Origin of the sequence: Lysinibacillus canaveralius (genome assembly GCF_047301505.1) — a bacterium.
In the GTDB taxonomy this organism is placed as follows: Bacteria; Bacillota; Bacilli; order Bacillales_A; family Planococcaceae; genus Lysinibacillus_B.
This window is the reverse complement of the sequence record NZ_CP154840.1, coordinates 2,655,860-2,677,432: the sequence shown is the minus strand read 5'-3', so window position 1 is coordinate 2,677,432 and position 21,573 is coordinate 2,655,860. Positions and strand designations below refer to the sequence as shown.

Annotated in this window: 17 protein-coding genes and 1 other RNA gene; 15 read left to right on the top strand and 3 right to left on the bottom strand. The window is 41.4% G+C overall.

Annotated elements, in window-relative coordinates; genetic code table 11:
* Positions 1-7 precede the first annotated feature (7 nt).
* A complete protein-coding gene (gene nth, locus AA0Y26_RS13605; protein ID WP_413362522.1) occupies positions 8-667 on the top strand; it encodes an endonuclease III in 660 nt (219 codons plus the stop codon).
* The gene (locus tag AA0Y26_RS13600; protein ID WP_413362520.1) at positions 664-1,005 is read left to right on the top strand and encodes a YpoC family protein; all 342 of its coding nucleotides are present in this window, start codon (positions 664-666) and stop codon (positions 1,003-1,005) included. The genes nth and AA0Y26_RS13600 overlap by 4 nt, the downstream gene beginning before the upstream one ends.
* Positions 1,006-1,254: 249 nt before the next feature.
* Here the strand turns inward: AA0Y26_RS13600 and AA0Y26_RS13595 are convergent, their stop codons facing one another.
* Positions 1,255-3,966, bottom strand: a complete 2,712-nt coding sequence (locus AA0Y26_RS13595; RefSeq protein WP_413362518.1) for a PBP1A family penicillin-binding protein — start codon at positions 3,964-3,966, stop codon at positions 1,255-1,257.
* Positions 3,967-3,991: 25 nt separating this feature from the next.
* On the bottom strand, positions 3,992-4,606 hold the full coding sequence (recU, locus tag AA0Y26_RS13590; protein ID WP_413362516.1) for a Holliday junction resolvase RecU: 615 nt from the start codon (positions 4,604-4,606) through the stop codon (positions 3,992-3,994).
* Positions 4,607-4,753: 147 nt separating this feature from the next.
* Here recU and AA0Y26_RS13585 point away from each other — a divergent pair, with 147 nt between their 5' ends.
* The 10 genes from AA0Y26_RS13585 (at position 4,754) to AA0Y26_RS13540 (ending at position 15,402) form a co-directional block, all read left to right on the top strand.
* Positions 4,754-4,975, top strand: a complete 222-nt coding sequence (locus AA0Y26_RS13585; protein ID WP_413362514.1) for a hypothetical protein — start codon at positions 4,754-4,756, stop codon at positions 4,973-4,975.
* A 46-nt stretch (positions 4,976-5,021) separates the two neighbouring features.
* Positions 5,022-5,387 (top strand): YppE family protein, encoded by a 366-nt coding sequence (locus AA0Y26_RS13580; RefSeq protein WP_413362512.1) that lies wholly within the window; start codon positions 5,022-5,024, stop codon positions 5,385-5,387.
* Complete coding sequence (locus tag AA0Y26_RS13575) at positions 5,380-7,662, top strand: DEAD/DEAH box helicase (protein WP_413362510.1); 2,283 nt, start codon at positions 5,380-5,382, stop codon at positions 7,660-7,662. Before AA0Y26_RS13580 ends, AA0Y26_RS13575 begins: the two co-directional genes overlap by 8 nt.
* Positions 7,659-8,903 (top strand): ribonuclease H-like domain-containing protein, encoded by a 1,245-nt coding sequence (locus tag AA0Y26_RS13570; RefSeq protein ID WP_413362508.1) that lies wholly within the window; start codon positions 7,659-7,661, stop codon positions 8,901-8,903. The genes AA0Y26_RS13575 and AA0Y26_RS13570 overlap by 4 nt, the downstream gene beginning before the upstream one ends.
* Positions 8,904-8,987: 84 nt before the next feature.
* Positions 8,988-9,287 (top strand): cell division regulator GpsB, encoded by a 300-nt coding sequence (gene gpsB / locus AA0Y26_RS13565; RefSeq protein WP_413362506.1) that lies wholly within the window; start codon positions 8,988-8,990, stop codon positions 9,285-9,287.
* 53 nt (positions 9,288-9,340) lie between these two features.
* An RNA gene (rnpB, locus tag AA0Y26_RS13560) (RNase P RNA component class B) lies at positions 9,341-9,727 on the top strand.
* Between the two features lie 156 nt (positions 9,728-9,883).
* Entirely contained in the window at positions 9,884-11,560 is a 1,677-nt protein-coding gene (locus AA0Y26_RS13555; protein ID WP_413368207.1) for a putative bifunctional diguanylate cyclase/phosphodiesterase, read from the top strand.
* A 3-nt stretch (positions 11,561-11,563) separates the two neighbouring features.
* Entirely contained in the window at positions 11,564-12,703 is a 1,140-nt protein-coding gene (locus AA0Y26_RS13550; protein ID WP_413362504.1) for a THUMP domain-containing class I SAM-dependent RNA methyltransferase, read from the top strand.
* 137 nt (positions 12,704-12,840) lie between these two features.
* The gene (locus tag AA0Y26_RS13545; protein WP_413362502.1) at positions 12,841-14,742 is read left to right on the top strand and encodes an ATP-dependent DNA helicase; all 1,902 of its coding nucleotides are present in this window, start codon (positions 12,841-12,843) and stop codon (positions 14,740-14,742) included.
* Between the two features lie 96 nt (positions 14,743-14,838).
* Positions 14,839-15,402 carry a DNA-3-methyladenine glycosylase I gene (locus AA0Y26_RS13540; RefSeq protein ID WP_413362500.1) on the top strand — a complete coding sequence of 188 codons (564 nt, stop codon included), beginning with the start codon at positions 14,839-14,841 and terminating at the stop codon, positions 15,400-15,402.
* 154 nt (positions 15,403-15,556) lie between these two features.
* On the opposite strand, the gene AA0Y26_RS13535 is transcribed toward AA0Y26_RS13540, so the two are convergent.
* On the bottom strand, positions 15,557-15,919 hold the full coding sequence (locus AA0Y26_RS13535; protein ID WP_413362498.1) for a hypothetical protein: 363 nt from the start codon (positions 15,917-15,919) through the stop codon (positions 15,557-15,559).
* A 257-nt stretch (positions 15,920-16,176) separates the two neighbouring features.
* Here AA0Y26_RS13535 and AA0Y26_RS13530 point away from each other — a divergent pair, with 257 nt between their 5' ends.
* From AA0Y26_RS13530 to AA0Y26_RS13520, 3 genes are all read left to right on the top strand, one after another.
* Positions 16,177-16,449, top strand: coding sequence for a GNAT family N-acetyltransferase (locus AA0Y26_RS13530; RefSeq protein ID WP_413362496.1), 273 nt, complete (start codon positions 16,177-16,179; stop codon positions 16,447-16,449).
* A 499-nt stretch (positions 16,450-16,948) separates the two neighbouring features.
* The gene (locus tag AA0Y26_RS13525) at positions 16,949-20,083 is read left to right on the top strand and encodes a BTAD domain-containing putative transcriptional regulator (RefSeq protein WP_413362494.1); all 3,135 of its coding nucleotides are present in this window, start codon (positions 16,949-16,951) and stop codon (positions 20,081-20,083) included.
* A 204-nt stretch (positions 20,084-20,287) separates the two neighbouring features.
* On the top strand, positions 20,288-21,511 hold the full coding sequence (locus AA0Y26_RS13520; protein WP_413362492.1) for a substrate-binding domain-containing protein: 1,224 nt from the start codon (positions 20,288-20,290) through the stop codon (positions 21,509-21,511).
* Positions 21,512-21,573: the final 62 nt, after the last annotated feature.

Sequence of the window (21,573 nt, the reverse complement as noted above, 5' to 3'; positions counted from 1 at the left end):
AAATGAAGTGCTAACGAAGGCAAAATGGCTTGAATTTCTTGATGTGATGGATGAGATGTTTCCGAACGCACATTGTGAGCTCGTTCATGAAAATCCATTTGAGCTGACAATTGCTACATTGTTATCAGCACAATGTACGGATGCACTCGTTAACCGGGTCACCAAGGATTTATTCCAAAAATATAAAACACCTCAGGACTACTTAAACGTAGAATTAGAGGAATTACAAAGCGATATTCGTTCTATCGGATTGTACCGTAATAAGGCCAAAAATATTCAGCTGCTGTGCCAAAGGCTAATTGATGAATACAATGGGGAAATTCCAGCCAATCGTGAAGCATTAGTGACGTTACCTGGAGTGGGGCGTAAGACAGCGAATGTTGTATTGTCTGTTGCGTTTGATGTACCTGCAATGGCTGTAGATACGCATGTAGAGCGTATTACCAAGAGATTGGGGCTATGCCGATGGAAAGATTCTGTATTAGAAGTTGAAGAGACAATTATGAAAAAAACGCCGATTGAACGCTGGAGTAGAGCTCATCATCAAATGATTTTCTTTGGACGCTACCACTGTAAGGCGCAAAACCCTCAATGTCATGAATGTCCACTGCTTTCGGATTGCAGGGAAGGACAGAAACGACTAAAGAAGGGCCTGGTCAAGTTATGATTGAAGTAAAACAGGAAGCTATCTCAAAGGAAATTATTGATGAATGGTTTAGTAACTGGGAAAAGCTTCGCGACCAGATTCATATCGCCCATGAGGAAAGAAGTAAAGAAACGGCTGTTTTAATGAAGCAAGGCATTGCGCATTATGAACAGCTGCTGCTGAATTCAGCAGGGCAGAATGCGACGTTAGAGAGTGATTTTGAGCTGTATCCGATTAACGGAAAAGAACGCCTCGAATTCATAAAAATGAAACCTGGCCAGTATGCCTGCTATCGGCAATTGGATGAACTCTACAAAGAAACCAAAAAACGTTGTGCAAGGCTACGCTTGAAAAAATAAACAAGAACTGTCCTGAAAGTCCTGAAAGCGGCTTTTCCAGGGCAGTTCTTTTTAGATAGTTTACTTTCAATGGGGAGATTATTTTAGGCGTTATTTCTACAGGAGAGACTGCAGTATTTAATTGACTTGGACTCATCTAACAGCTTACAAATTAAAAACAGGCAGGGAAAACGATTTGTTTTCCCTGCCTGTTTTATTTTTTTGACTCATTAGCTTTGGCTTTGTGTACTACAGTTGCTGCAAAAGAAATTAATTTTCTCCGTCTTCTTCATCTTCATCTTCAGTTGATGGAGGGGTTGGAGTAGTTGGCGGGACGCTAGGATTTGTTCCTGTTTGGCCACCTTGCCCATTATCCGGGTTGTTGCCGTTACCGTTGCCATTATTGCCATTACCGTTGCCGTTATTACCATTGCCGTTGCCGTTGCCGTTATTACCATTACCATTGCCACTACCGTTGCCGTTATTACCATTACCGTTGCCATTATTGCCATTACCGTTGTTATTGCCCGGCTGCTCTGGCTCATCAACTTCAGGTTCTTCCACTTCAGGATCCTCAGTCTCTGTTCCTGCTCCTTCGATATATAGGGAAACAGTTCCAGGTGCACTTCGGCTTTCACCGTCAGTTGCTACAACAGAGAATGTATAGGTACTTCCCGGTTGTGCGTTTGGAATAACAGCCTGTTTAGCACCGGTTGTTTGAATTACGACAGCTTCGCCATCGTCAACTTTCATTGTTACTTCATACGTATAATTTACCGGCTCTTCATCATCTTCATCTGCGGAGGCATTATGCGACCATGTTAATTCGATTTGTTGGCTGGCATCATTATATGTTGCATACACATCAGTAGGTGCTTCAATTTCGACTTCTTCCTCTACCTCTATTGCTACTTCTTTTGGCTCTGTTCCTTTAACGAACAGCTCAGTTGATTTCAAGTTAGATGGTGTATTTTTACCCGCGAGTTTTAATGGCTTACTACCGACAACAATCGTCGCAGATGTAACTGAATCTGGTTGTTTAAACTTCGTATTCGGGACGTTTTTCGACAAGTCCGTCATGATAGATTTGAATAAGTTTTGCGGAAGTCGACGCTCTTCCCAAGAAGTAATTGGCTCTGAGCGTTTTTCATAGCCGCTCCAAATAGCGATGGAGTAATTTGGCGAGTAGCCCGCAAACCATGAATCAGGTACTGCTGAAGAAGGCAGGTTATATTTCGCAAAATCATCTGCACCATAGTTTGTTGTACCTGTTTTACCAGCAATGTCTACTCCTGGTACATTTGCTGCTGTACCGGAAGCATTCGGCTTACTGCTTACTACATCGCGTAGAATATCCGTTACCATATAGGCAGTGGCATCGCTCATCGCAGAAACTGCTTTTGGCTTCAAGCTCTCAGTTGAACCATCTCGGTATTCAATTTTTGAAATAGAGTATGGCTCTGTGTAGATTCCTTCGTTACCAAAAGCAGCATAGGATGCAGCCATTTGGATAGGGGAGATGTTTACTTTACCTCCACCAATGGCGTCGGATTCTACTAAATGATCGACTTCAATACCCAATTTGGAAATGAATTCTTGTGATTTTTCAGCACCTACTTCGTTAAATGTCTGTACTGCTGGTACATTTCGGGATGTATAAAGGGCTTCTCGTGCCGTCATTGTACCTAGATATTTATTATCCCAGTTATTGATCCTTTTGCTTTTATCAGTTTTGTAGTTCATAGGTTCATCCACTGTTGTTTCTCCTGTTGACCATTTTAAATATTCAATGGCAGGCCCATAGTCTACAAGAGGTTTTAACGTGGAACCTGGAGAACGATCTTTCAAGTCATCTGCGTAGTTGAATGGCCGGCCTTCAAAGTTACGACCGCCTCCAATTGCAGCAATGGCTCCCGTTTGTGTATCAATAACAGAAATACCAGATTGAATCGTTTCTGTTGGGAAGTTGCTGTCATCATTCATTACAGATTCAACAATTTCCTGTGCAGCAGGGTCAAGTGTTGTATACACTTTAATACCTTCTGCCAATAAACTTTCCTTTTCTTTTTCTCCAAGTTCTTCTAAAACAACATCTAAATATGCTGGGTATTTTGATGCGAAATTCGTTTTACGGTCTTCTTCAGGAAGAAGACCTGCTGTTACATCCGTTTCCTTCGCTGCCTTTGCATCTGCTTCTGTAATCTTGTCGTGCTGTACCATCAAGCTTAGAACAATATCACGGCGCTGCGCAGCACGTTCAGGGTTTTTGAACGGGTTATAGTTGTTAGGACTTTGCGGCATACCAGCTAATAAAGCCATTTCCTCAAGTTTAAGCTCGTTAAGCTCTTTACCGTAGAAGTATTCCGCCGCTGTACCAAATCCGTATACTGTTCCCGACATTAATACTTTATTAAAATACATTTCAAAAATTTCTTCTTTAGAATATTGTCGCTCAAGCTGGATGGCAAGCCATGCCTCTTGTGCTTTACGTTCCAATTTCTTTTCATTTGTAAAGAAAGAGTTCTTCACTACCTGTTGTGTAATTGTACTTGCACCTTGTGCTCCAAATCCATCACGTAAGTTGGCAACGACAGCTCCGCCAAGACGCCAAATATCTATTCCAAAGTGATCGAAAAAGCGCGCATCTTCTGTCGCGATAATAGCATCCACCATTTCCTGTGGAATATCTTCATAATCTATATATTTACGGTTTTCACCCGCACCAATTGTCGCAAATAGTTCTCCATTTACATCATAAATTTCCGATGAAATTGGGTCCTTCAATGCTTCTTCATCAAGGTCTGGTGCTTTGCTTACATAATAGGCAAAGAGACCTGCGCCCCCGATAAAAAGAGCGATCCCTATGGCTACAACAGCTAATGCAATTCGTTTAAGCCATGTTTTTAAAGGGGAACGATTTTTTTTCTTTTCCATTTCACGTGCCTTTTTTATATCTTCACGTGTACGTCTTTTCTCTGTCACGTTTTCTTCTCCTCACTTTCACAAACTACTTGTTTGCGACAAACTTTTTTACGACTTGTAAGTAGTCGATACGCGGAGCATACCCTAGCGGCAGCTCCTCCGCAAACTCCTCAAAAATAGCTAATGGAATCGATTTTCTTCCACCGGCCTCCATATCAAGCCATGCCTTTTCGATTATCTGGAAGGGAGCAACAAATGTACGGTCCAGCTTTGAAAAACGCACAATGAAAAAGGCGATCCCTTTTTGATTTACAACAGCCTGCATATGCTTGATTTGGTGCGGATGGATATTTTTCAATGGAAACGAAGTTTTGCTTTCTGTTTCCTTTGCTTCGAAATCGATATAATAACCGTTCCATACGCCATTATAGTCCGTCGTGGAAGGCGTGCGGAAATAGGCTTCGCGTATTACCGCAGCACTCCGTTTCGGATACTCTACTTTGACGATTTGGATCGGAACAGGTTTCTTGTAAATATTGGCTAGGCCATTTGCTACATAAAAGTCATTCGTTTCATTCAAGTCGTCTTCTAGGCTTTTCCCTCGATTACCGAATGATATGTCTGTTTTTGGGGTCTTTTTTTTAGGCGACTCATTTTGTTTAGGTTGATAAACTTTTCCGTTTGGATAACGGATAGCCATGGAATCACCCTTTCTTTTACATTACGACATTAGTGTACCATAACATTTACGCAAAAAATCATACGTTTTAGCGAACGGTGACTAGTTTTAGCAAACGTGTAGGAACTTTTTAATTTTCGTCTAATACGTCTTCCAAAAGGGGGCTTAATGATGCGAAAAATTAATCGATTACTAAACCTTATTGAATGCATAGAAGAATTATTGACGGTGCGTATGGAATATGAGCGAGTACAGGCAAGTGCTGGACTGCAGATGAAAATAGCACAGGCTAATCAAAAGATAGTAAAAGCTCATCAAAAAATTAGCTTAGCAGAAAAAAAGTGTGACGTAAAGAATACACGTTCCCCTGTAAGTAGTGAAATAGGTTAGTTTTTGGTACACTTAAAAGCAATGAATATTCTTAGAGGTGTACAATATGGAATTACTTACAATGACAAATAAACTTCTTGCAGCGTGTGATGAGGCAGCAGCACGCTTTTACGATATGAGAGAACGAGACATTGATCCTAATTTCTTTGATGAAGTGAAGCCATATGCAGATGAAATACGAACTCTCCTTGAAACTTGGCAGCAGCTTGCCTATGAATGGATCGCTATAAACCAGCCGAAATATATGCACAAGCAGCAAATCGACCATGCGCGTGATGCTATGGAACAATTTGTTGTGCAATCGTTTTATAAAGCTACCAGCAAAAAACGATTAATCCAATCTATTGAATCGACTAAATATACACTAGGTACACTAAAGCGGTATGTAGAGGAGGGAGGTACGCATGTTTAGTAAGAAAAAGTCCATTAGCGAACTGCTTCAGGCATGGCAGTATGACGAAGAACTGAAAGAGAATATCGTCCACTGGCATACGCTGGATGGCAAAGCTGCAGAGTATGAGCCCTTTCCTGAGGAACTGCATCCCTCGCTGAAAAGTGCGCTGCAAAAACGCGGAATTGAACAATTATATACGCATCAACGAGAAGCATTTGATAAAGCGGTTCGTGGTGTCTCGTTTACTGCTATCACTCCTACTGCATCCGGTAAATCACTTTGTTATCATTTACCTGTTTTGCAAGAAATAATCAATAATAAATCGAGCCGGGCGATTTATTTGTTTCCCACAAAGGCACTTGCACAGGATCAGAAAACAGATTTGAATGAACTGATTGAAGCGACAGGAGAAGAGATCTTAAGCTATACCTATGATGGAGATACAGCTCCCGGTATTCGTACAAAAATACGAAAAGCCGGTCACATTATCATGACAAATCCTGATATGCTGCATTCCGGTATTCTCCCTCATCATACAAAATGGGTGTCATTATTTGAAAACATAAAATACATTGTCATCGATGAACTGCATACGTATAAAGGGGTATTTGGCAGCCATGTAGCACACGTCATTCGGCGCTTGAAACGAATCTGTGCATTCTATGGCTCAAATCCAATATTTATTTGTACATCAGCGACGATTAAAAATCCGAAAGAGCTGGCAGAAACTTTAACGAACGAGAAGCATGAGCTAATTGCAAAATCAGGAGCACCAATTGGTAAGAAGACATTCATCTTTTATAATCCGCCAATCGTTAATACGACGTTTGGTGTCCGCCGGAGTGTAGTGCTGGAGGTGCGCGATTTATCCAAAAGGCTATTCGAAGCGGGCATACAGACTATAATTTTTGCTAAATCAAGAGTTCGAGTAGAAATGCTTGTCACATACTTAAAGTCACTCACAGCTAAAAAAATACAGGATGAATCGATTCAAGGCTATCGCGGCGGTTATCTCCCGAGTGAGCGGCGGGCTATCGAAAAAGGCTTACGAGATGGCTCTATCCAAATGGTCGTTTCGACGAATGCTTTAGAGCTGGGGGTCGATATTGGACAACTACAGGCCTGCATTATGACAGGCTATCCGGGGAATATTGCGAGTGCCTGGCAGCAGTCAGGGCGTGCAGGTCGCCGTCAGGACGAGGCATTGATCATTTACGTAGCCCAGTCTACCGCCCTGGACCAATATATCGTTAACCACCCGACGTACTTTTTCGGTACGCATCCGGAAGAAGCACGGATCAATCCGGATAATATCATCATTTTAATGGACCATTTAAAATGTGCCGCGTTTGAATTGCCATTTTCCATGACGGACACATACGGGGAGTTTACTGTACAGGAGCTGCTTGCTTATTTAGAGGAAGAAGGAGTACTTGTTAAGACAAGCACACAATGGCACTGGATGAGCGACCGTTTTCCGGCTCATGAAATCAGCCTTCGCTCTGCGGCTCAGGAAAATGTCGTCATTATTGATATGACATTGCCGCAAAATAAGGTGATAGGCGAAATGGATACATATAGCGCCATGACATTACTTCATGAGGAAGCGATTTATATGCATCAAGGAACACAGTTTCAAGTAGAAGAGCTCGATTGGGAGGAAAAGAAGGCTTACGTACGCGAAGTGGAGGTCGATTATTTCACAGACGCGAACCTCGCTGTTGAACTGAAGGTACTGAGCGAGGACAAATCAGCTGCGTACAAGTCTGCAACGGTCAGCTACGGAGATGTTGGTTTACTAGCTATTCCAACAATTTTTAAGAAAATCCGTTTCAATACGCATGATAATATCGGATCAGGACCGATTTCAATTCCGCCGATGGAAATGCATACGAGTGCCACATGGGTAAGCTTTGATATGCCTGAAAACTGGTCGGAGGAGCAATTGACAGATGCATTGAATGGGGCAGCTTATGCGATGGGCAGCTTTATCCCGCTGTTTCTTCATTGTGATCGAAGTGACTTATCGGTCGTTCCGCAAGTAAAAGCTGTTCATAATGACAGACCGACAATATTTATTTATGATAGTTATCCAGGCGGCATTGGTCTAAGTGAAAGAATATATGATATTTTGCTTTCCTTGCTTGAACGGACAATCGAACATGTGGAAAATTGTCCTTGTAAATCTGGATGTCCGTCCTGCATAGGTGCCCAGGATAGTCTTGGTGATAGTAAAAAACAAGTATTAAAAGTCTTAACTATTTTAAAAGATGAGATGGAGTGGCTCCCATGAGTTATGAAAACAAAATACTCCAAATGAAAAAAATGCTTGGGAAAAAGACGGAAACAAAGCAGCAAAAGCCTGCGTTTATAAAGCCGGATGTGCCAAACTATATAGGAACATGGAAGCAGGCAGGACTAACTCTTGTTGAAAATGATTTCGGTGTATTATTCAAGCGGGTTGTGACATATCCTCTTACGTACAGACATGGACATTACGAGCTTCAAGAACTGTTTGACGCCATCGGATTATGGGAGCAGTCTGAAGAACATCCTTATGCTGTTACGTCTGATGAAACGCTCGTGTTTTTTGATACTGAAACAACTGGATTAAAGGGAGTGGGCACGCATATTTTCCTTTTAGGCTTCCTCGAGACGGATGGGGAGGAATTTACTTTAACTCAGTATGTCCTTGCCGATCCATCAAATGAAGCGGCCTTGTTATTTGAATCAAAGCTCTGGCAGCGGACAGCGACGATTGTATCCTATAACGGGAAAAGCTTTGATTGGCCGCAGCTTGAAACGCGCTGGACATTGAATCAGGCGTATATTCCTAAGCTGCGCCAGCAAAAGCAGATCGATTTGCTTCATAGCACAAAGCGCTTATGGAAAAATGACTTAGAGAAGATGAAGCTGACAACGATTGAACAAGAAAAATTGGGATTTCAGCGTGTAGGCGATATTCCGGGATTTCTAGCCCCGATTATCTATTTAGATGCTGTTAAAAGTGGACAGGCGGATGCACTCATGAAGGTACTTCATCATAATGAGTGGGATCTGTTATCACTTGTCACACTCTATATTCATTCAACTCAGTTATTGTTCCAAAAAGAAATAAGTGACTCTGCCGTAACATACACAAATATAGGGAAATGGTATAATGATTTAAAGCAAAAAAATACAGGAATAAATGTCCTTACTACCGTTACGGAACATTTTGATATAACAGATACTGGACTCGCACATTTTTATTTAGCGATGGAACAGAAAAGAGCATGCCAGTATGAACAGGCAGCAAAGTCACTTATCAAGGCATTGCCGGCAATTGATATACCCTTTCAGATCAGAGCATATGAACAACTCGCCATCATTGCAGAGCATCATTTACGAGACTACGAGGAAGCGAAGGTTTATACCCAAACTGGCCTGCAATTAATCAGCAGTCATGAAAAGTGGTCATCGCTTCAGAAGGAAAAGCAATTTTCAAAATGGGAGAAGAGATTACACCGGATTACAAATAAATTAAATAAATGAAATCCCTATACTTTCATTCACGTTTTTGTAGGCTTTGTGTTATAATGAGTCCACATATGTACAGAGTATGGAAGGGCGATGTGAATGGACATTAAATTAACTTCAAAAGTTATTTTGGAGAAGGAATTTAAAAAGAGTGTAAAAGGTTATAATATAGACCAAGTAGACCAATTTCTGGATCAAATAATGGAAGATTACGATAAATTTGAAGAAGTACTGAATACGCTTAAGGCTGAAAATGAGCGCTTAAAAGAAGAATTGGCGGGTAGCTCGAAAAAACCAATAGCTCAGCCAAGTACAAGTAATATGAATTATGATATTATCAAACGCTTGGCAAATCTAGAAAAAGCAGTATTCGGTGACAAACTTAGGGAAAGAATGTAATAATCCCGTATTGTCATTACACTTTATTTGCAGTATAATAAAAATACATCATGAAATTCGAGTAATCGCTGCATAGCTTGACTATGTAGAGGAAAGTCCATGCTCACACGGATCTGAGATGGCCGTAGTGTTCGTGCTTACTGAAAAAATAAGGTAAGGCAAAGCGCAGCTTTGACGGCGGAAGGAATGCCTAAGTCTTCGGATATGGCATACACTTCCTGAAAGTGCCACAGTGACGAAGCTTGCGGGGAAACCTGCAAGGTGGAACGAGGTAAACCCCACGAGTGAGAAACCCAAATTATGGTAGGGGCACTCTCCAAAAGGAATTGAACGGATGGAGGGACGCATTAGTTTACTTTTGCGTAGATAGATGATTACTGCCTGATTGTACGAGGGCACCGCCCGTTTGAGTACTCAGGAACAAAACATGGCTTACTGAATTTTACGATGCTTTTTTGTTTAATAAAAAGGCTCTCCATTTTTATTGGAGGGCCTTTCTTTTAGAGATGAGATAAGGGTGAAGTTCATTGGACAAACGTACCAAGGCCGGTGAGGAAAAGAAAAAAACACTCTCCCGGTATCCAGAACACCTGATCATGAAGATTTTTGAGAATGTAAATGAAGGAATCATGATTACGGATAAAAATAAAAAGATTATCAGTGTAAATCCTGCATTTGAATTTGTGACGGGATACAGTGTTGAAGAAGTAGTAGGTAAAAATCCTTCTATACTCCAATCCGGTATACATGATCTTTCGTTTTATCTTACTATGTGGGAAACCCTCTATAATAATGGAGTTTGGCAAGGAGAGATTTGGAACCGCCGTAAAACAGGAGATGTTTACCCGGAATGGCTCACAATTATGGCTGTAAAAGATCCTGCAGGAGAGATTACAAATTATTGTGGCATTTTTACAGACCTTTCGGAACGTAAAATCGTTGAAGATGAATTACAGAAGCGGGCACTGACAGATTCTTTAACCGATGTATGCAATCGCTTTGCTTATTTGGAGCGAATGAATGCCTTGTTGGAATCGAGTACACACGTATCTCATAATATACAGCATGCAGTTTTCTTTTTGGATTTAGACCGATTTAAACAAGTGAATGACACGCTTGGACATGCAGTCGGTGATTCATTACTAGTGGAAGTTGCGAATCGTATACAGGGACTGTTGAAAAATAAAGATATATTGGCGCGTTATGGGGGAGATGAATTTGTCATTACACTGACAAACATTGTACATCCGCGTGAGGCAGCCAAATTTGCTGAAAAAATTATACGAGTGATTGAAGAACCTGTCATCCTGGATGGACAGGAAATTTTTGTCTCTACAAGCATGGGGATTAGTATATTTCCAACAGATGGAGAGACTACGGACCTGCTAGTAAATCGGGCCGATAAGGCAATGGCCTTCTCTAAGCAAAATGGACGAAATGGCTTTTCATTCTACTTTGATGACTTACATACAGATACAAAGCGTGTATTACTGCTTGATACTGAGCTTCGAAAAGCAATAGACAATCGGGACTTCACTTTATATTTTCAGCCGAAAATTAATGCAAAAAATATGCAGCTGATTGGAGTAGAAGCGCTAGTACGCTGGCAGAATGACAAATTGGGGTTTGTCTCGCCAGCAGAATTTATTCCTTATGCTGAGGAAACGGGGCTCATCATTCCACTAAGTGAAATGATATTTGATTTGGCATGTGAAAGCCACAAGAAAATAATGGAAGCAGGGCTTATGAAAGTTCCAATAGCTATTAATATTTCCAGTATTCATTTCCAGCAACAAAATTTTCTTGAATCAATTCAACAGATTTTAGAAAGAAATAATACATCAGCCGTTAACTTTGAAATTGAAATGACGGAAAGAACCGTGATGAACAGCGCTTCTGAAACAGTCAGCAAGCTGGTTAGACTCAAACAGATGGGGTTCAAGCTTTCGATTGATGATTTCGGCACAGGCTACTCATCATTAAGCTATTTAGTTAGATTTCCGCTTGATATTTTGAAAATCGACCGCAGCTTTATTCAGCACATATGCTCTTTAGATGATAAACAGGCGGTAGTAGATGCGATTATTCAAATGGCGCATCGTCTGAAAATGAAAGTCGTCGCAGAAGGGGTTGAAAGTGCGCAGCAAGTGGAATTACTAAAGGAAATGGGCTGTGATTATATCCAAGGATATTATTACAGTAAACCATTACCAATCACTGAACTGATAGATTTTATACAGTTCTGGGAAGTCGAACATCAAGGAAGGTATTAATTTATGACAAAATTTCAATTAGTGGCAACAGCTGCAATGGGACTAGAAGCCATCGTAGCAGAGGAAGTACAGGCTTTAGGATATGAAACACGCGTTGACAATGGGAAAGTGTATTTTGAAGGAGACGAAACGGCGATTGCTCGATGCAACTTATGGCTGCGTGTAGCAGACCGTGTAAAGATTGTTGTTGCGCAATTTCCGGCCACAACATTTGATCAATTGTTTGAGAGCACAAAATCGATTGAATGGGAACGTTATTTACCTGTTGACGCTGCCTTCCCGGTATCGGGGAAATCAGTTAAATCAAAACTGTTTAGTGTACCGGACTGTCAGGCGATCGTAAAAAAGGCGATTGTTGAGCGAATGAAATATCATTACAAACGTTTAGGATTTCTGGATGAATCTGGTGCAACTTTCAAAATTGAGGTATCAATTTTAAAGGATGTGGCGACATTAACAATAGATACATCCGGTGCTGGACTTCATAAACGGGGTTACCGTCAAGTACAAGGTGAAGCTCCATTGAAGGAAACATTGGCAGCTGCACTTGTAAAAGTATCAAAATGGAATCCGGATCGTCCATTCGCAGACCCATTTTGCGGCTCTGGGACAATTCCTCTAGAAGCAGCTATGATTGGGCAAAATATTGCGCCTGGCTATAATCGGGAATTCATTTCAGAGGACTGGAACTGGATGAAAGCGAAAATCTGGGATGAAGTACGCAATGAAGCTGATAGTTTAGCCAACTATGACCAGCCGTTAGAGATTATGGGCTCGGATATTGACCATCGAATGGTCAGCATTGCACAAGAAAATGCCATGGAAGCTGGGTTTGGAGATATTATTACATTCAAACAGATGCAGGCAACAGATTTCACGACGAGATTAACAGATGGTGTTATGATTTCTAACCCTCCGTACGGCGAGCGGATCGGGGAGAAGGAAGCCATTGAGGGCGTTATTCGCCAACTCGGTCAAGTTATGAATAATTATCCGACTTGGTCAGTGTACATGTTATCTTCAATGGAAGATTTCGAGGCGTTTTACGGGAAAAAAGCTACAAAGAAGCGTAAACTATTTAATGGCTTTATTCGCACGGACCTTTATCAATTCTGGGGACAAAAGTCGAAGCGAGAAGAGTAACGAACGGAAGGAGAGCTCTCCTTCCGTTTCGTATTGCAAAAAATATTTGTATGAAGGAAAGCTCTAGGAGCCAATTTATTGTATAAAGGCTCCGGTTTTCTGATTTATATGATTGGATAATAAGGGAGAAAGAAACTATGAGACAACCTTTACCTTTTGAGCTCTCAAAAGATAGTTCGTTTTATGATTCGCTTGGAGACTGGCTTGGCGATACATTGTACGATGTTTTGCCGGAAAAAGGCTTCGAATGCCGTGACGAACAAATTTTTATGGCCTACCAAATTGAACAGGCATTGAAAGAAAAAAATGTGTTATTTGCAGAAGCTGGGGTCGGAACTGGGAAAACAATTGCTTACCTCCTGCCTGCAATTTCCTATGCACGTTACACGGGACGCCCGGCATTAATTGCTTGTGCAGATGAAACATTGATAGACCAGCTTGTAAAAGAAGGCGGCGATATTCATAAGCTGCGTGATGTACTAGAACTGAATATCGATGTGCGTCTAGCGAAATCGCGTGACCAATATTTATGCTTAAAGCGTTTTGAAGAGGCAGAGAAGGTAGAAACGGATGAATGGATTGATGATATTGCCTTTACCATTCCGGAAGAGGTGTATGCAGCTGGTCCAATGACAAAAGCTGTTCCTTATGGGGAACGCTCAGATTTTCCATCTGTCAGCGATGAAGACTGGCAGAAGGTGAATTATAATTCCATTATGCAATGTGCCGTATGCGATATGCGAAACCGCTGCGGGCAGACATTACACCGAATGCATTATCGCCAATCAACTGACCTGATCATTTGTTCTCAGGACTTTTTGATGGAGCATTTAGCAACAAAAGAATCGCGTGAACGTGAAGGACAGCTTCCACTGCTTCCGGAAGTATCGATGATTGTGTTGGATGAAGGGCATCTGCTTGAGTATGCTGCACAAAAGGCAATGACAGTGAAAATCCAAGCATCGACAATTGTCGGCATGCTGGAGCGATTGATGGTTGATGGTGTGCGGGAGCGGACATTATATGCAATGGAGACATTGCAGGATCATCATGAATTGTTCTTTGACGAGCTGCGTGATTGTCTAGTAGAAACGATGGAGGATCGTAAACGGATCAATAAATCTGCACGTCTTTTAGCAATAGGCAAGAAGGTTGTGGAGGCTGTTGATCAGTTACTCGAGGAATTTGTATTTGAATCAGAGCTTTATATGATTCCAGAGTACGATTTAAATATGGCTGAGGAGTTTTTAGAGCAATATGTAGCGGCGATGCGGATCTTTATCGCACAAGGTGATGCGGTAGATTGGCTGGAAAATACAGATGGAGAAGAGACACTTGTCATCATGCCTCGTTTAATAACAGACGTGCTGCAAGAAAAGCTGTTTTCCAAAAAGCTGCCAATGATTTTCTCATCTGCGACATTATCCGTTAAAAAAGACTTTTCGTACATCGCCTATAGCCTGGGGATTAAAAACTACCAGTCGTTTAGTGTTCCATCACCATTCGATTATGATGAAGTGATGAAGATTTATATACATGAGATGGTACAATCTGAGAAAGTGAAAAAGGTCCAAGAACTAATCCGTGACGGAGAAAAGACGCTAATTCTGTTTAAATCAAAGCAGGCAATGCTGCAGTTTAAAGACAGCCTGTCTATGGTAGACCGAATGCATGTTGCGTTTGAAGGAGACCGTGAGCTTTCTGCAATCATCAGAGATTTCCAGGAAGGCTCGATACAAACACTATGCTCTTATCATTTATGGGAAGGTTTAGATCTCCCTGAGGAAGCGTTAACAAGAGTGGTAGTATATGATTTGCCATTCCCGCCACAGGATCCGCTATTTGATGCGAAGCGGTCATTTGCTGAAAATCCGTTTGAAGAAGTAGAGCTCCCATTCATGCAGCTTCGCTTGCAGCAGGGAATGGGCCGACTTATCCGTACTTCTCGTGACTATGGTGATATTCATATTTTATTAAATGAAGAGGAAGCAAAGGTAAGAGCTGAATTTGAAGATATTTTACCGGTAGAACCTTCCTGATAGACAGTGTAGGATAAGAATAGAAGCTTATCCTGCACTTTTTTGTATCTAGTAGGATGCTGCAGATCATTTAACGCATAGAAAGTTGGGATAATAATGAAACGATGTGCATGGGTTAAAGAAGAAGAGCCTCTCTATGTAAAATACCATGATGAGGAGTGGGGCAGGCCGGTCCATGAGGATCGCCTGTTATTTGAAATGCTTTGCCTCGAAGGTGCCCAGGCCGGTTTAAGCTGGTGGACAATTTTACAGAAGCGGGAAAATTACCAGAAGGCATTCGATTTTTTCGAGGCGGAAAAAATTATTCACTATTCGGAGGATAAGATTCAGGAGCTTCTCGAAAATCCAGGAATTGTTCGAAATCGACTAAAGGTAAATAGTGTTGTGAAAAATGCCAAAGCTTTTCTTAACATCCGTGAAGCGTTCGGCAGCTTTGATCATTTCATTTGGGGCTTTACAGATCATCAGACGATTCACAATCATTGGAAGTCGATAGAAGAGGTGCCCACCACTTCTGTGATCAGCGATCTGATGAGTAAAGAACTGAAGAAGCGGGGCTTTTCCTTTGTCGGCAGTACGATTTGCTATTCTTTTATGCAAGCGGTCGGTATGGTGAACGATCATACAATGGACTGCTTCTGCTACAGTAAAGACAAGTAAAGGCAAAGTCGCTCTTCGACTTAGTTTTACGTTTTTAGATGACTTCGCAAAAATATTTGAGCCTATTTTGAAAACACTTGCTAGACAACGCGTGTCAGTGAGCGGGGCAAGCAGCGCAGTATAAGAGCGTGTGTCAACAGGCTGAAGGCCCCTATTAGCGAGAGTTCTTTATTATATAGTGATGATATCCATACCAAAGCGCTCCTGATAAACAAACCATTGTCACACTAAATATAAGATATATACGTAATATATAACCTTCAGTCATCTCGACTGTAATTTCATCAAGCTCCCAGAATACCCTTCCGAAAATCACAAGGATAAACAGAGCAAGAAATGAGGTCATGTAAATCGCATGCTCCTTGCTTTTTACTGAAAATAACCAAGCAGCAATTCCCCCTATGATGAGCAGCGGAATCATAGAATGGATTATATTCATTGAAAAATAGGAAAAGTGGATAACATTGGCACAAGCCGCTATTAATATGGCAATAAAGATAATGAGGGCATTTTTCATTATATTCCTCCCAGCATAGATAATGGCACCTGAAATTCCTTACAACAAAAAACTTGATAAAAAGTTGAAATCAAACAGGAAATGAACAGCCCATTAACAATCGTTACATAACTATATGCACCTTCCGTCTTTATCACATCCAGTTTTAAAAAACAATTTTAATGATCAGTAATGAAGAATGGCCAAGACGGCTGGTGTGTTTAATTTTCAAGTCAAGGGGAAGCCTTACAATATATCTACAAAGGGAGTGAAGCTCGATGAAAATTACACAAATGGAATCAAAGGATGGGTTCGAATATATACAGGATGGTAACAGTAAGGCTCGCATTATCTGGGCACAGGAAGAAGACACCATGGTAATGAATGGCACACACGTGTCAGAAGAGCTGCGTGGTCAGGGAGTCGCCAAGAAGCTTCTAGACGAGGCTGCAGATTATGCGAGAAAAAATGGCTACAAGATGAAGGCGGTCTGTCCATATGTTGCAGATTCCTTTGAGAAGAACAGTGAATATAATGATGTCAAAGCTTGATGGCAATTAATCATTCAGGTTATCCGTGACAGGCAGATTGGTTTGGGCTCTACCCGGTATAAGGGTAGAGCTCAGCCTGTTGACAAACGTTTTCATTCAGCGTTGCTTGCCTCGCTCGTCCTCTCATGAACTTAGGTTCTATTCGCGTCTTCGCTCGTCGGCGCGCCTTGTCTGGCAATCGTTTTCAAGACAGGCTGGGCAAAACTTTACTTTAAAAAACCAGCTGAAAAAACGTAAAGCCAAAGTCAACAAGTGACTTTGCCTTCACTCTGAGCTTTACCCGGTATAAGGGTAGAGCTTTTTTTATTACTCAAGGAGGGGAAAGTGGATTTTATTACAATTGAGATAGAGCTATTTGAATCTCAATCATTAACGAAAAAAGAGACTCATATAATAAATCAGCGGGAAATACAGGAATTTACACTAAAGGGAAATTGCCATTAATAGAAAACTTCTATATGATGTAGATAAAATTGATAGAAAATGAGGAATAATGGGGGTGACAGAGAAAATGGATATTATCTATTCAAAAATAATGGCGCCAAATCCAGCCTCTCAATATATGCGGAAGTCTTCCATTATGAAAAAGTTAAAGAAATGCAGTATTTCAACACTTACGCTATTACATAGCGGTCCAGGGTTTGGGAAAACATCTTCACTGGCCCAATTTTTTGCTGATGCAGAGATTCCGTTCAGCTGGTATCAGGTAACAGAAAGTGATGATGAAATTCTGCCATTTTTAAAATATTTGTTTGAAAGTATAAAAGCCATCCACAAAGAATTCGATTTGCTGGACTCCACCTGGGATCAAGTAACGGCGTTTTTAAAAATAGAGGATTTGAACAAACTATTCACTTTATTTTGTAATGCACTGTCCCGTATTTCTCAGGAAATCTATATTGTTATTGATGATTTTCACCTTGTGAACCATGTATTTCAAATCAATTATGTTTTCGAACAGCTGGTGAAATTTGCACCATCTCATGTTCATTTCATTGTAGCCACACGTATCTATCCAACATGGGACTGTCTGCATCAGTTAAAAAGTAAACGCTTGCTCAATAATGTGACAGAGGAGGACTTTGTATTTACTCCAGATGAAATCGGCATCCTTTTTGAAGATTATTATGAAACGTTATTGCGGGAAGACGAGATCAAACACATCTATGAAATTACAGAAGGATGGGCAATGGCAGTTATTCTACTTGCTATGCAGACAGAGAGTGAGCGGCATCCCTTCGATTTTTCAAAAATTACATTGCAGGATTTTAACGATTATTTATCCTATGAGCTATTTCAGCAGCTGGAACCCGCTCTTCAACAGGCACTTATGAATTTTAGCTTGTTTGATACCTTTTCAGAAGGAATCATACACGATCTTTTCGGGGAGAAGGAGGTAGAACGGCTGGACCATATTTATCATCATCATGCCTTTATACAAACGTTAGGAAATAATAAAGAGTACCGTTTTCACAGTTTGATGAAACAGTTTCTTATGCAGCAATATATGAGAATGAGTCGACAGGACGTTGCAGAGCGGCATAAAAAGATTGCTATCTATTTCATAGAAAAAAAGGATATCATTCAAGCGTTTTATCATATTAGTCAAACAGACGATGAACGATTTATTTGTGAAATGCTGATTCATTATGCCGATTATTTTATGCAAACGGGACGCTATAAATGGCTGCTTGAGCAGATAAAAAAATGCTCTCCGTCGATACGTGAGGAATTTTATCCGCTTACTTATATAGAAGGGGAGTGCCTGCGGCTGAGCGCTTTCTACAGGAAAGCACAAACCAGCTTTGAAATGTGTATCGAAAAGGCGCAGCTGCATGCAGATTTGTTGACGATTGTCAGAGCGAAGGCGGGGCTGGCAAGAATTTTTGTAGATACATTGCAGCCGTCTATAGCAAAGGGTTATCTTCAGGAAGCACTGCAGCTGGCCGACCAATGCCAAATTCCAAGGCAAGAGTTTATTCATTTGAATCTTCAGTATGTCGAAAATCTCGTGAACATCGGTCAGGCTTTCAATGGTATCGTGTATTGGCAGAAATTACATTTAGATAATGAACTACTACAGGAAGGCAATATTGATATTCGAATGCATTTAAGACAGGGTGCCCTACAGCAGGCAAAGGAACTTGCGGAATCCAGGCTATTCACACAGCAGATCGGTACATCTGCACATCGGGAGACTGATGCCTTATTGTCCCTTATTTATGCGATGATGGGCAATCGAGTCCGTGCGAAAGAAAGTGCTTTTAGGGGGCTGCAAAACAGTATTTTGTCTCATGAGGCATTCAATATTGCTGTTGCTAACATACGTAATGGACATGCCGAGCTATTATTGAATCCATACGACTCCACAGAAGCAATCCACTATTATGAATTGGCAGCCAAGCAAATGGAACAGCTGCAGGTAAAGCGTATAAAGGCAGAATGTTATGTAGGACTTGCACTTGCATATGGAAGAAAAGGAGACGTAACGCGTGCCTCGCGTTATGCAATGCACGGATTAACGGCTACTGAAAAGGTAGAGGATCGCTGGGTAACGGGCCTGCTGAAACTGGCGCTGCTCATTCTTTATGTGGAAAATGAAATGCTCGAAGAAGCTGCGCAGATGGCAGCTGAAACAATAAAGGTCTTTGAAGAAGTAAAAGATTCTTATTGCCTGATGGTTACGTACTTTTGGCATATGGTTCTATCTAGGAAGAAGAATGACCGAAACGGATATGCTCAATTTTCTAACTTGTTTGAAAAGATTCTGGAGGAGAATGGATATGACTTCTTTTTAAACAAAGTAACCTTATTTGGCCCAAGAGATTTAGCCCAAAAACAGCAGGTACTGGCTTTTCCAGAAGATGAGAATAAACCGGCTATCTATATCAAACTGTTTGGACCGATGCTGCTAATCCGTGACTGGCAGGTAGAACATGAAAAAGTATGGCAGAGAGGGAAGGCTAAGGAGCTGTTTATGTATCTCTATATTAACCGCAGCCGATTTTGTGCAAAGGAAGAGATTATGGCGGCCTTATTTCCTCACAGTACGGAAGAAGTAGCGATCAGGGATTTCAAGGTCGCCTATAATGCGTTATTGAAGGTGCTGGAGCCCGGGCGTACTGCAAGAGAGGAACCGGTCTATATTGAGCGAAAGCAGACAATGTACCGCATTCATCAGGCACCATATATTTTGAGTGACATTGCCTGCTTTGAACTATTAGTAGAGCTTGCTAAGAGAGATGCTGAGCCATGTCAACAGAAGCAGTGGCTGCAAAAGGCTATTGCGCAGTATACAGGTGATCTGTATGAAGAAAACATGCAAGCCGATTGGATTGAGCATGAAAGAAGCCGCTTAAAAACACTTTACTTGAAGGCAATGCAGCAACTCGCCACGCTCAGCTATAAGGAGCAGCAGTATGAGGAATGTTTGCAGACATGTGAAACAATTTTACAAAAGGATCCTGCTTGGGAAGAGGCTTACCGGCTTATGATGTGGTGCCACTTTTATCTTGAGAATAAAGTAGAGCTGCAAAAAACGTATGACCGGTGCGAGAAAATACTGGCACAAGAATACGATATTGAGCCTATGCATACGACAACTGAAATATTTGAAAAGCTAATCAGAATGTAAGAAAGAGCTGCCCGGTAAAGATGGGGCAGCTTTTTTATTAGTTTCTATAAAGCCTGTATGACCCTCTCAGCATGAGGCAACTGTCAAGAAAACAAATGAAAAACAGTTTTTTCTAATGTTATGTAACTCTTTTGTAACTCTCTCCCGGTAGGATGATGTTAACGCAAAATGAAAGCGCTTAATTAGAAAAGGGAGGAATGATGAATGATAAAGTTTCGATCGTTTTTATTTTTATGTATATTTGCTATTATACTGGCTGCCTGTTCTGATACAGGAGACTCAGACTCTGCTGCTAGCAATAGCGATGAGGGGGCAGAGGAAGGCGGCACAATCAAAGTAGGAGTTCTCGCTTCCTTGACAGGGGCGCTTGAGTCCTACGGCAAGCAAACGCAGCGAGGCTTTGAGCTTGGGTTAGAGTATGCAACTGAAGGAACAATGGAAGTCGAAGGAAAGAAAATAGAAGTTGTTTGGGAAGATACAGAGACGAAGCCCGAAGTAGCAGTTCAGAAGGCAACGAAGCTTCTAGAAGACGACGGTGTTGACTTTTTAGTAGGCTCCTCCAGCTCGGGGGATACACTGGCCGTCCTTCCGCTGGCAGAAGAATACGAGAAAATTATGATTGTAGAACCAGCAGTAGCTGATAGTATCACAGGCTCAGAGTTTAATGAATTTATATTCCGGACAGCCCGAAACTCTTCACAAGATGCCTATGCAGCAGCTGCGGCGATTGCGAAAGAAGGAGTAAAGATTGCTACTTTCGCGCCGGACTACTCATTTGGCTGGGATGGGGTATCTGCCTTTAAAACGGCTGCTGAGAAACTAGGTGCTGATATTGTATTAGAAGAATATGCAGATCCAGCAGCGACAGACTTCACATCGAATATTCAAAAGATTGTGGATGCAAAACCGGATTACCTATTCGTTGTATGGGCTGGTGCAAACTCACCTTGGCAGCAAATTTCAGATATGAAGCTACAGGAAAAAGGCATCAAAATTTCTACAGGAGCTCCTGATATCATTGCGCTCCAGCTGATGGGGCCGCTTGTTGGCATGGAAGGGTTCAGCGTATATTACCATACGCTTCCGGATAATGAAGTAAATGATTGGATGGTAGAAGAGCACAAGAAACGCTATGACAATGAGGTACCAGATTTGTTCACACCAGGAGGCTTCTCGGCTGCTGTAGCCATCGTAGAGGCATTGAAAAAATCAGAGGGTGATGCTGATGGTAATACATTAATTCCGCTTATGGAAGGTATGTCATTTGAAACACCGAAAGGCACGATGACATTCCGTGAAGAGGATCATCAAGCATTGCAGCCGATGTATTCTATTCGTCTTGAAACAGTTGAAGGAGTAGATTATCCGGTACCTATTTTAATCCGAGAGTTGTCACCGGAAGAGACAGAACCCCCTGTTATGAATTAGATGAATGAATCAGACCGTAAGCAAAAACGGTCTGGCTCTCTTAATATTTCTCGTTAAGGAGC